We start from the raw sequence: 12651 nt of genomic DNA, 5'->3' as shown, positions 1-12651 counted from the left end.
AATATAAATTGTCTTTCTAATACAATTACTTAGTAAACTTGCACGCTAAATTGAATACATAATTATGCTTTTTTAAATTGTAATAATTTATCTGCTACTTTCCTATCATTTGATAAGCGCTGTACTTTATTTTGCCCTCCTAATTTGCCTATAGATTTCATGTAGTCTCTAAATCCATTGCTTTTAATGGATGTGATTTTAAGTGTTTGAAGTATTTTACCTTCAATTAAATCATAATAATAACTATTTTGCTCTTGTAATGTTTTATCTAAGGTTTCTATAAAAATTTCTTTGTTTGTAGGCTCTTTTTCAAATTCTACAAACCATTCATGATAAGGTAACTCTTCATTAGTTGGATTAATTTGTGGTGCTACCGTAAATTCATTTACTTCTGCATCTGTAACCTCAATTGCTTTTTGCATGGCCACTTCTACTTCTTTCCCAATAACATGTTCACCAAAAGCAGAAATAAAATGTTTAATTCTTCCTGAGACTATTATTTTAAATGGCTTTAAAGAAATAAACTGAACGGTATCTCCTAAATTATACCCCCATAAACCTGCATTTGTAGAAATAATCATTACATAATTAACACCAATTTCTACATCTTTAATCGTAATTCGTTTTGCATTTTCTTCAAAGAAAGTATCTGCTTTAATAAACTCATAAAAAATACCCGAATTTAGGAGCAATAGCATTCCTTTTTCTTTCTGAGAATCCTGATAAGCAAAAAAACCTTCACTAGCAGGAAATAACTCTATACTATCTACTTTTCTGCCAATTAAACTTTCAAATTTGGAACGATAAGGCTCATAGTTTACACCACCGTATATAAAGAGATTAAAGTTTTTAAATAAATCTCCAACTTTTTTGTTGCTAACAGCACTCAATTTTTCAAAATACATCTGTACCCAAGATGGGATGCCTGCAATTATAGACATATCTTCTGAGATGGTTTCTTTTACAATTTCGTTTACTTTGGTATCCCAATCTTCGATGCAATTTGTTTCCCAGCTTGGCAGTCTATTTTTCTGAAGGTATTTTGGAACATAATGTGCAGAAATACCAGATAATCTGCCTAACTTAATTCCATTTTTCTCCTCTAAAACTGGACTGCCCTGCAAAAAAATCATTTTCCCATTTACAAAATCAGCATTTCCTGTTTCAGAAATATAATTTAAAATAGCATTTCTAGATGCTTCTACTTGATGCTTAATAGATGCTGAAGTTATCGGAATGTATTTTGCACCAGAAGTAGTTCCAGAAGTTTTAGCAAAATATATTGGTTTATCTGGCCATAATATATTGGGCTTTCCTGCAACAACCTGTTCTACATATTCTTTTAACCCTTCATAATCTCTAACAGGAACATTTTTTACAAAATCTGAATGGTCTTTTATAGCATTAAAATTGTGATCTTTTCCAAAGCTTGTATTTACCGCATTGGTTAAAAGTTCTTTAAATACAATTTCCTGAGTTTTTATAGGATTTTGAACCCATTTTTGAGTTTTTTTTGCAATTTTTTTTGCAAAAATTTTTGCTGCTAAAGCCTTTATCGACATGGTTATTATTTAAAATCAATGAAATCTAAAGGATTCACTGGATTACCATTATTCCAAAGTTCAAAATGAAGATGTGGCCCAGTAGTGAGTTCACCTGTATTTCCTACGGAAGCTATTACTTCACCCGCTTTTACAAATTCTCCTTGTTCTTTATTTAGAGATCCATTATGTTTATAAACAGATAATAAACCGTTTTTATGTTCAAGTATAATTACATATCCAGTATCTACAGCCCACTCCGAAAAAATAACTGTACCATCTGCAACAGCTTTAACAGGTGTATTTGTATTTGCAACAATATCTACAGCAAAATGCTTTTTGTTAGCATCATAAGGTTGAGAAATAGTACCACTTACAGGAGAAAATAAAATAGCAGTGAGGTTTGTAGTATTCTGCTCAAATAAATTGTATTTATCCTCTAAAGCAACCTGTGCTCTAAGGATCGAGTCTTCTTTTATCGGTGTTAAATCAATTGTAGATGGATCTAATTTAAATTGTTCAAAAATAGAATCTCTATTTTCTTCATTATTATCTATATCACCATTTAAAACTTTACGAATATTATCTAAATACTTATTGGTATAATTTAAAACAGTTACTAAAGAATCCGTCTTATAAGTAAGTTCTGTGGCTTGTCTTTTTAACTTTGTAGAAGAATACCCTGGTATGTATTCTCTTAATGGTGTAAAGGCAACTAAAAGTGTAGTAAGTGCTATAAGACAGATTATAAAAATTGATCCTGTAATAAAAACGTTTAGACGATTTAATTTAAAAGAAACTTTTTCTTCAAAAGTATTTTCATTGAGAATTACCAAGCGATACTTATGAAGCAGCTTTCTCTTAATTTCTTTTCTTTTTTTAAGATTCTTTGACATTAACACAAATATAAGCTTAGAATTGAATTTAGTATAAATACTTTTCAAAATTTATAATGAATTTAGTATAATGTTGCTCCTAAATTTCATAAAAAATACGAATCACTATACAAGCAAACTGCATTCAGAAAAATAAATCAAAATTTAGAGTTATTCATTCTTTATTCAATAGCTACAAAAAAAGTACTCAAAGTTTAAATGATACTTATTGAAGTATTAAATATCTTATTACTAAATTTATATCTAGAATACATTTAACCCATCGTACGACGGTCATATTAAACTCATTATATATCCAGAACTTAATTTTAGACTAAAAATGAAAAAAAAGTGTTTTTTAATCATTCTTTTCATGACAACATTAATGAGTTTTAATACAACTCATTTACGAGATTTAGTAAATCCAATCGATTGGGATCAGTTTAAAACAAAAAAACCTAGTGAAGCCTATTTATTGAGTTCAAAACTTATCGCAAATGCAGGGAGGTATTCTATGAAATGGGCAAATGAGTATTACAATTCATCTAAAAAAAACGATCGGTTTATTATTGAAAATGTCAATAAAGAGCAGCCTATTCGCACTCCGTCTAGCGCTGCATTAGGATTAGCTGTTGCCCTTAAAACAGGAGTTGATCCAAAACTAATGGGCAGTACTTATGATGAAATTCAAAAAACCATTACAAAACTTGTAAAAGGTGTTGTAATGCATCATAAAACTAATGGAGGAAAATGGGGGGATCACTGGCAATCTACATTATGGATAGCCCAGGCAGGACGTGCAGGTTGGATGGTTTGGAACGAATTAGATGAAGATACACAAGAAATGCTATGTAAAGCATTGGTGCATGAAGCAGATAGGCATATTAAACCCGATTATAAAGTTGCTTATTGGAATGGTGAAGGCGGAAATTCTAGAGCTGAAGAAAATTCTTGGGATTCTATGCCGCTTCAACTTGCTATTGCTATGATGCCTAAACATCCTAATAACATGAAATGGAAAGAAATAGCCAGTAAATTACTCATTAGTGCATATTCTACAGCGGCAGATATGAGTAAAGCCAGGCCTAAATTAGACGGAAAATCACCAAAAGAATGGCTAGATGGTTATAATGTTAGAGAAGATGGTATTGTTATTAATCATAACCTATTGCATAATGATTATATGGTATCTATTGCCCATTTGCAGATGTCTGGTTTTTTAGTGTTTTCTATGGCCCAACGGCCTGTACCACAAACATTAGATTATAATTTTGATTTCATTTATAAAACACTCGTTAGCAAAGAATTTACATCTCCACCTCATAAATCACCTGGAGGAACTATGTATGTTAAAGGGAGTCCGGAACAATATTACCCAGAAGGTACAGACTGGTCTAAATATAGATATGCTTGTTATTACGGTATGGATGCTTTAGCTGATATATTAAACTATGATAAAAAACTTCCTAAAGCAGCTCAATGGCGAAAATTAAGAGGGCAACGTATATTAGAACTCCAATCTCGGCATAAAGATGGCCATATGTATAAAGATGGTGAATACGATAATTATTGGGGTAAAGAACAAATGGTGTTCTGGATGATGGCAGACGCTCATTTATTACAATGGTTGGCAGACCGGAAAGCACTATCCAAAAAAAAGAATTGGATGAATACACTTTAGCAAGTTTATGATTTAGTTAAAAACAATACATAAACTAATACGCTATACGGCAGTAAGCATAGAACAACCAAATTATTAAAAGCTAGTGACCTAACGTTAATATAACTTTATTAGTACACCAATTATTTAACCTTAAAAATCACATTAATTGTATGGATATATTGCCCAGAAGGAGTACTATAATGCAAGTAAGCTTCTACCTCATCACCCCACCTATTATTAATATCTTCTACTTCTTGTATCTCTCCTAGTTCTTTGCCCATTACATTTGCAATAGTCAAAGCTCTTTTTGTGGCTTTTTCTAAGGCTATTTTACTTAGTTTCTCAGCTTCTTTTGTATCTATGGTAATAATTGATATCGCATTTAAAACTTGTACTCCTAATGTCTTTATTTCAAGGAATTTTTTCATATAAACTTTAGAATTGGTTGCATATTCATAAATGGTACCTTCTTTATTATAACTCATGGTTTCATAGCCAAAATCATTAGGGTTTTCTTTTAAGTCAGTCCAAGGAATTCCTTTTGCTTCAAGTGCTTGTTTAAATTGTTTTTTCAGTTTATCAAGCGCTAGTTCTTCTGCAGGAAGGCTTGAATAGGCACCACTAAGCGAAATAGTAGTCTTAAATGTTGGTGATGGATCTATATATATAGCACGGGCACTTACTTTAATTACTGCTGATTGCTGTTGTTGCGCTATTGCCCAAAAAGGTGCGAATAGGGTAAATAAATAAAAAAATATTTTTTTCATGATATCATTTTTAGTTTAAAAAGTGAGGCTGTCTAAAAAAATACTTTAAACAATACTTTTTTAGACAGCTTCATTTTTGTTATTATTCTGGAATATTAAAATATGTAATTAGCTCCTCGTAAGTCATTTTAGTGTAGTCTGGAGTAGTTTTTTTGGAACCTACCGTATCCGGACCACTATTACCATTAACAGATTGTCCGCCAGGAATGATAATATATCTAAAAACATCATTTAAAAAAGGCTCTCCGATGTTGTTAATTTCTATTCCTTCTACACCTATATTAAGTGTTCCTGCATTGATAACTCTAAAAAAATAGTTTTCGTTTAGGAAACCATAGAATGTAACTGGAACTTGATAGATCGTGTTTGTAGTACTTCTTGCATAAACCAAAATAGTCCCGGTATCTAAAATTTCTTGCGTGATTTCTGGTGCGTCAATGTTAAAGGCATCAAAACCATCTGTAATGTTATCATCAAATCCGGAAGCTATCCAATCCGAATAAATAACATTAGCACTACCTGTTTCCCCTTGCTCTCCTTGAGCCCCATCGGCACCGTTTGCTCCATCAGCACCATCTGTGCCATCCATTCCTGGAATACCCTGTTCTCCTTGCGGTCCTTGTGGACCAATTGGCCCTATTGCTCCATCATCTGTAGAACATGACACAATTAACAATATTCCAAATAATGCAATACTCAGAATTCTAAATCCTCTTTTTGTAGTTTTCATAATTTTAATTTTAAAAGTTTATGCTTCAAAAGTAGTAGGCGGAGATAGCTGTGATGTCCCGTTTTTTTAGATGGCAAAGAATAAGGATAAATTCGTAACAGTTTATAGGTGTACAACTACGTATCATAAATAACAAATAAAATAGTTAGGCTATATATAAAAACAAAAGAGATCAGTACTGATCTCTTTTGAGTTTTAAATTTGATAAAGAAGAAGCTTATTTTAACCTAGTTCTTTGCTATGCCATAGTTTGTAGTCAATTATAAGTCTTTCTAAATTCAATAGGAGACATATCTGTTTTGTTTTTAAATAGTTTGGTAAAAGATGCAGGGTGCTCAAAACCTAAATTATAGGCAATTTCACTTACTGATAGAAACGTTGATGATAGCTGTTCTTTAGCCTTCTCTAATAACTTATCTTGTATGTGCTGTTGTGTGCTTTGCCCTGTTAATGACTTAAGCATACTGCTTAAATAATTTGGAGAAAGGTTTATATGATTAGCAACCCATTGAACAGTAGGTAGTCCTTTTTCAATTAAATTATCATCTTTAAAATAGTCTGATAAAACCTGTTCTAACTGCACTAACACTTGGTGGTTAGAAATCTTACGCGTAATGAATTGTCGTTCGTAAAATCGTTCCGCATAATTTAAAAGCAACTCTAATTGAGAAAGGATTATTTTCTGACTGAATTTATCAATATTTGATTGGTATTCATTTTGAATATTTTTTAGGAGGTCTAACATCATTTGTTCTTCTTTTTCAGAGAGAAAAAGTCCTTCATTTACATTATATCCAAAAAAATCATACCTAGTACTAAGAGTTGCTAAAGGTGAGTTCCACAAAAAATCTGGATGCACCAATAATAACCAGCCTGAGGGTTTATGTTTGCCAATATTAGGGTTATTTCCTAAACTCATCACTTGTTTTGGTGCAATAAATGTCATAACACCTTCGTCAAAATCATACTCTTGTTGCCCATAAAAAAATTTATATGGTACATTTCGCTTTAATCCGATTGTGTAGTAGTCTTGTTTCCATTTTAAGCTATCAATTTCTTTTGGGTAGTTCACTTCACTGTAGTCTACCAAACTTATTAATGGATGTTCGGGTGCAGTAATATTAGCTAATTTATGATAGTCTCCAACCTTTTTAAAATGCCTTAAGTCTTTCATTATAATAAATTTAGGAAAAAAAGGTTAAACCAGCATACCACCAGAGGCTTCTATGCGTTGGCCATTAATCCAACCTGCTTTATCAGAACATAAAAAGGCAACAATTCCTCCAATATCTTCAACTTCTCCTACACGTCCTAATGCTGTAATATTTGAAATTATGGAAGCTTTTTTCTCCTCTTTATTGCTTCCGCCAGCGAAATCTGTTGCAATGGCTCCCGGGGCAACAACGTTAGCAGTAATTTTACGTTGCCCAAGTTCTTTTGCTAAATAGCGTGTAAAAACCTCTATACCACCTTTCATCATAGCATAGGCAGACATTCCTGCTAAGCTAAAACGAGTTAATCCACTAGAAATATTAACAATACGCCCTCCTTTATTGAGATATGGTAATGCTGCTTGGGTTAAAAAATAAACACTTTTTAGGTGCACATGCATCATTTCATCAAATTGCGCTTCTGTAGTATCTAATACTAGATTATAAGTTCCTGTTCCTGCATTATTAATTAAAAAATCAAAGTTAGCATTACCGTTTTCTTTTTGTAAATAGTTGATTACTTTATCAATAAACGCTTGTCCGGTTTTATAATCATTAGCATTAAAAGAAAAAGCACAGACTTTTTGACCTAGTGCCTCTATTTTTGAAATAACTTCGTTTGCTTTCTCCTTGTTTGTATGGTAGGAAAAAATAATATCTACACCATTCTTTGCAAGGTTAAGAGCCATATCTCTACCCAATCCTCTACTTCCACCGGTAATAATTGCTATTTTGTTACTCATTTTTATTGTTTTTTAAATTACAATACAAAATTGAGTATTTGTGCTGTCTAGTCTTTTTTCAAATCTATTTTTATCTTGTTAGAATCTATTATTATTTATATATACTTATTAAAGTTTAGGCTATGCTTACTACTTTATGATATCCATTTAACTTCCTATTACGTCAAGACACTAAAAGCAAATTATTTTTATACTGCACTGGCGTAAGTCCTGTATGTTTTTTAAACGCATTGTAAAAAGCAGATTTAGAATTAAATCCAGACTCAAGTCCTAATGACACAATTGTATAATGCGAAAAAGCTTCAGAAATAAGATTGCGTTTTACATCGGCAATTCTGTATTCATTTACAAAATCAATAAAACTCTTGTTTAAAAGACTATTGACCATACTAGACAGATAACAGGCAGATATCCCTAATGCATCTGCAACAGAGGTAAGGCTTAAACAGGGGTTTCTATATATTTTTTTTAGATGCATCAGACTTTCCAGTTTTTTAAAATATTGATTTGCTTTTGAAAATGGCTTTCGCGATTTTGCATTGATTTCTTTTATTTTTTGACTGCATAGTGATGCAATAATATTTAAAAGATAAAGGTGTTTTTCTGTATAAAATCCTTTTTCTGGATGTTCAGAATCAATAATTCCATAGAGGGTATCATTCACCATAATAGGCACACAGATTTCTGATAAACGAGAGGCATCATCTATTAAGTACCTATAATCTTGAGAGGTATCGGTTATAATTTCAGCTTTTCCTGAAGCAGCAACACTCCCCACAATACCTTCGCCTAGATCTAAATTAATTTGATTATAGATATGGTGTTCATTAGGATTTTTTGTACCATACGCAGCACGTTGTGTTAATTGTTGCTTGGTAGCATCATAGGTGTATATAACACAATCTACAAAGTCTAATTGATGAATTACATTTTTTGTAATATCCCAAAGCACTTCTTCTGCTGTTTCTTTTAAGTATAAAGAAGAAGAAAAATAGCTAATTGCTCGGATTTCTTTAAGTCCACAAAATTGAGTTTCTAACATCATCTTATTTTTGTTATCAAAACTAAAGTGGAGTTGTATTTAAGAACTGTTGGTATGTAACAAAATAATAACCGTATGTAACATTAGTCTTTATGGCTAGTGTTTTTTTGCATACTAAATTCAGAAGGGGTTATTTGAAATTGCGCTTTAAAACATTTCATAAAATAACTAGGTGTATTAAAGCCACTGGCATATGCTATTTCATTAATACTAAGCTCACTTTTTATAAGAAGATCAGAAGCAAGTTTTAAACGTTGCGATCGTATAAAAGCGGATGTTGATAGTCCTGTATAAGTGAGCAATTTTCGATGTAGTTGCATTCTGCTCATAGCTGTTTCTTTACTAAATAAGTCAGCATTAAAAGTAGGGTTTGTTAAGTGTTCTTTTAAAATTAGCTGAATCTTATTTAAGAACTGTTCTTCTATTGGAGATACCTTTAGGTTTTTAGGTTTTATATTCCAATTGTTTCTGTAATATGCTATAAGTTTTTGTCTGTTTTGTATGATGTTTTGCAGACGTTGCCTTAATATAGTAGCTTTAAAAGGTTTTGCTAAATAATCTTCAGCTCCATATTGTAAGGCTTGCAATTCTTTATTTGTATTGGTATTTGCAGTAAGCAATATTATGGGTATATGGCTGGTTCTTTGATCTTGTTTAAGGTTATTGCATAAAGTTATACCATCCATAATAGGCATTCGAACATCACTAACAATAATATCTGGGAATTTTAAAATAGCTTTCTCAAAACCTTCTTGCCCGTTTCTTGCTTGTATAAGCCTAAAATGACCTTTAAGAAGGTCCATAATATATATTCTGGTATCCGTGTCATCTTCTACTAACAACAATACTGGTTTTTCTTTTGTTGTTGTTTTATCTGTTTTTAGTATTTCGTTTTCATCAGCTGTAATCCCTTCTATATTTTGTAACTCTTCTTCTTTAAAAGCTTTTTTAGTTACGTTAAAAGTAACTGTAAACGTAATTTGTTGCTTTCCTGATGAAGCAACTATAGTTCCATTAAAGTGAGCCACCAATTCTTTTACAAATGCCAATCCCAGACCTATACCCTCATTATCTGGATTTGCTTGATAAAATCTTTTAAAAATCAGATTTTTGTCAATACTACCAGCAAGATTATTGGTTACTTGTATTTTTAGTAGTCCATTATCATAAGAACTTTTAAGAACACAAGTACTATCTTCTGGGCTATATTTTATGGCATTAGAAACTAAATTAAATAGTACTTTTTCTACCATGTCCTCATCATACCAGGCCCATGGCATGGGCGAAATTATAATTTCTAATTTTATCTTTTTTTCTTTAGCTTTAAATAAAAAAGAATTCGAAAGTGTTTTAAGAAAAAAAGAAATATCTCCATAAATTCCTTTTTTTTGATATTTCCCTTCTTCTAAACGAGCAAGTTGAAGTAACTGATCTACTAATTTGGTTAATCGGTTTACATTACGAGTAACTAGACCTAACTTTTTATCATTTTTTAACTCTGTCTGTTCTTCTAAAATGGAGGCTATAGGGCCAGAGATAAGGCTTAGAGGTGTTTTAAATTCATGAGCAATATTACCATAAAGTTGTGATCTAAAATCATTTAATTTTTGAAGCCTTTGTGCCTCTTGTTCCTTAATTTGCAAGCTCATTTTCATTTTTAAACGCCATTTTAAATAACTGAAAAAACCAACTAAAATGGTTAAGCTTAAAAACAAGTAAAGTACTTTTGTATAAGTATTCCAATACCATGGAGGTTTTATGACAAATGAAAAGTGAGCTCTATTTGGACTCCATACACCATCATAATTGCTAGATTTTACTTGAAACTCGTAGGTGCCTGGAGGTAATTTGGGATAGCGTGCATAATTTTTATTTCCAGAAAAAATCCAATCTTTATCATAATCTACTAAACGATATTGATACTTATTTTTGGAAGGCAATGAAAATTGCATACTTGCAAAAGTAAAGGCTAATGTATTTTCATCATGTTTAAGCATTGAACCAGGTAATAATGGTCTATTTTGGGTACGTACTGAGAATGATGTAATATTAGTTTGTGGCTTACTTTTGTTTGGTGTTATATGTAATGGATTAAACCAATAAATACCTTTTAGCCCTCCAAAATAGAGCTGCTGTTTCTTTGAAATATGCCAAGCACCAGTATTGAACTCCGTTGCTAAACCATCATAATTATCAAAATTAGTAATCTCGCTCAGTTGTCTTTTCGCGGTTAGTGTAACTTTTGCTATTCCTTTATTTGTACTTAGCCAAAGGTTTTTATTTTGATCCGGAAGAATAGCATAAATAACCATATTTGGTAAACCATCTTCTGTGGTATATTTTTTTACTCTTCCATTAGATAAGGTGTATTTAAGTAAACCATCCCCGTTTGTTCCAATCCAAAGATCATCTTCTTCATAAAATAAGCTTTTAATTGCGTTACTAGATAGTGCTGAATTAGTTTCATTAAAATATGCTATCCGTTCTTCTGATGGATTTACTTTTATGAGACCATTAGCATCTGTTCCTAACCATAAATTATGATGATGATCTTCTGTAATAGTACGTATTGAATTCTTAAAGCGAAACTTTTTTAAAATTCCATGATTCTTATCAAATTGAATAAGACCATTTTCTCTAGAGCCTAGCCAAACTTTCTGGTTTTTGTCTTCATAAATGGTCCATACTGTTTTAATATTAAATTCTTGATTTCCTAATGATTTGGCAGCCCTAATTTCTCCACTACTATCCATAATATACAGGCCTTCTCCCTGTGTGCCTATCCAAAGATCTTGATCTTGATCTACATACAAACTCATAATTCTATTTGTAGCTAGGATACTATTTTCTTTTGTATAAGATTGCCATGTGCCGCTTTGGGTATTAAATTTAGTTAAGCCTTTACCAGAAGTGCCTATCCAAATATTTCCATCAGCATCTGTTGTTATTGCTCGGGTTACATCAACATTAACATTGGCTGGAGTTTGTTCATTGGTAAGCGAACTAAATTTTTCAAGGTGTTCATCAAAATATGAAGCCCCTGCGCCATCTGTCCCAAACCAAAGTACTCCCAGCTCATCTTGATGTATCGTTAAAATATCATTATAATGGATTGCTTTTCGATTATTTTTATCTGGAGTAAAATGCTTTGTTTTTTTGGTTTCTGGATTATAATTAAAAAGCCCGTTCCCATACGTTCCTATCCAAAGTTGATTTTGTGCATCAAATAAAAAATCGAGAATATTTAGATTTTCAGGTAATTGAAAGGTATGTGCTTTTAGTAGTTGCCAATTTTTATTTTTTTTATTCAATTCATATAATCCATGACCGTAGGTACTTAGCCATATTTTACCTTGTTGGTTAGCCCCAAGTTTACCTAATATAATAGGCTTATTATATTCTTGTTTCGGTACTTCTATTCGCTCAATTACTTTAAAATCTTTTAGGTTTATAAGCAATAAAGTATGTTCGGCTACAATCCACAGTTCATCTTCTGAACTTTGAAAAAATTGACGAATGGGACCTTTAATTTTTAGGTTTAATGCTAATAATTTAAATGCTTGGTCTCTATTTCTTCTAAAATAAACTTCGCCATTATGTGTTCCAGTCCAATGTGTCATTCTAGAATCTTGAAAAATGGTGTATATATTAGTTAGCCCAAGTTCTACTTTAAATTTTGTGCTATCATTCGGTAGTTGATACAGTTTTCGATCTAATGGTATTGCCCATAGTGTACCTTTACGATCTACATAAAGCTGCCCCATTTCACTATGGGTACTTCTAGTAATATCTAAAAACTGAAAAGAATATGTTTTAAACTCACGACCATCATATCGGTTAAGTCCATCTTGGGTAGCAAACCATAAATATCCTAGGCTATCATGTACAACATCAATAACACTGTTTTGCGATAAACCTTCTTTTACAGATAAGTTTCTAAATGAAATTTGTTGCTGACCAAAAAAATAAGTTTGAAAAAAGAAGAATAGAAACACCAAAAATATCTTCTGAGAGATAAAAAGAGATTTTTGAGATTTTTGTCTTTTCTTCAAGATGTGTAACTGCTTTTTTCAATTTAA

General features: G+C 31.7%; 9 protein-coding genes. 1 reads left to right on the top strand and 8 read right to left on the bottom strand.

The genetic code is table 11. The features are described from left to right. Positions 1–62: 62 nt before the first annotated feature. Together ACZ451_RS05700 and ACZ451_RS05695 are read right to left on the bottom strand one after the other, a co-directional pair. Positions 63–1562, bottom strand: a complete 1500-nt coding sequence (locus ACZ451_RS05700) for a GH3 auxin-responsive promoter family protein (protein WP_464216137.1) — start codon at positions 1560–1562, stop codon at positions 63–65. A 5-nt stretch (positions 1563–1567) separates the two neighbouring features. Next, on the bottom strand, positions 1568–2437 hold the full coding sequence (locus tag ACZ451_RS05695) for a M23 family metallopeptidase (protein ID WP_464216136.1): 870 nt from the start codon (positions 2435–2437) through the stop codon (positions 1568–1570). 319 nt (positions 2438–2756) lie between these two features. On the opposite strand from ACZ451_RS05695, the gene ACZ451_RS05690 reads away from it, so the two are divergent. Further along, positions 2757–4097, top strand: coding sequence for a hypothetical protein (locus ACZ451_RS05690; protein ID WP_464216135.1), 1341 nt, complete (start codon positions 2757–2759; stop codon positions 4095–4097). Positions 4098–4219: 122 nt separating this feature from the next. On the opposite strand, the gene ACZ451_RS05685 is transcribed toward ACZ451_RS05690, so the two are convergent. The 6 genes from ACZ451_RS05685 to ACZ451_RS05660 all read right to left on the bottom strand — a co-directional run bounded on the left by ACZ451_RS05685 (position 4220) and on the right by ACZ451_RS05660 (position 12624). Continuing rightward, positions 4220–4846 carry an SIMPL domain-containing protein gene (locus ACZ451_RS05685; protein ID WP_464216134.1) on the bottom strand — a complete coding sequence of 209 codons (627 nt, stop codon included), beginning with the start codon at positions 4844–4846 and terminating at the stop codon, positions 4220–4222. Between the two features lie 82 nt (positions 4847–4928). Continuing rightward, the gene (locus ACZ451_RS05680) at positions 4929–5576 is read right to left on the bottom strand and encodes a hypothetical protein (RefSeq protein WP_464216133.1); all 648 of its coding nucleotides are present in this window, start codon (positions 5574–5576) and stop codon (positions 4929–4931) included. A gap of 256 nt (positions 5577–5832) precedes the next feature. Beyond that, entirely contained in the window at positions 5833–6750 is a 918-nt protein-coding gene (locus ACZ451_RS05675; RefSeq protein ID WP_464216132.1) for a helix-turn-helix domain-containing protein, read from the bottom strand. 24 nt (positions 6751–6774) lie between these two features. Next, a complete protein-coding gene (locus ACZ451_RS05670) occupies positions 6775–7530 on the bottom strand; it encodes an SDR family NAD(P)-dependent oxidoreductase (protein WP_464216131.1) in 756 nt (251 codons plus the stop codon). A gap of 163 nt (positions 7531–7693) precedes the next feature. Continuing rightward, positions 7694–8575, bottom strand: coding sequence for a helix-turn-helix domain-containing protein (locus tag ACZ451_RS05665; RefSeq protein ID WP_464216130.1), 882 nt, complete (start codon positions 8573–8575; stop codon positions 7694–7696). Positions 8576–8655: 80 nt separating this feature from the next. Further along, positions 8656–12624 carry a hybrid sensor histidine kinase/response regulator transcription factor gene (locus ACZ451_RS05660; protein WP_464216129.1) on the bottom strand — a complete coding sequence of 1323 codons (3969 nt, stop codon included), beginning with the start codon at positions 12622–12624 and terminating at the stop codon, positions 8656–8658. Positions 12625–12651: the final 27 nt, after the last annotated feature.

Source organism: Allocellulophaga tsushimaensis, assembly GCF_055383085.1.
This window is presented reverse-complemented; position numbering and strand designations above follow the sequence as displayed.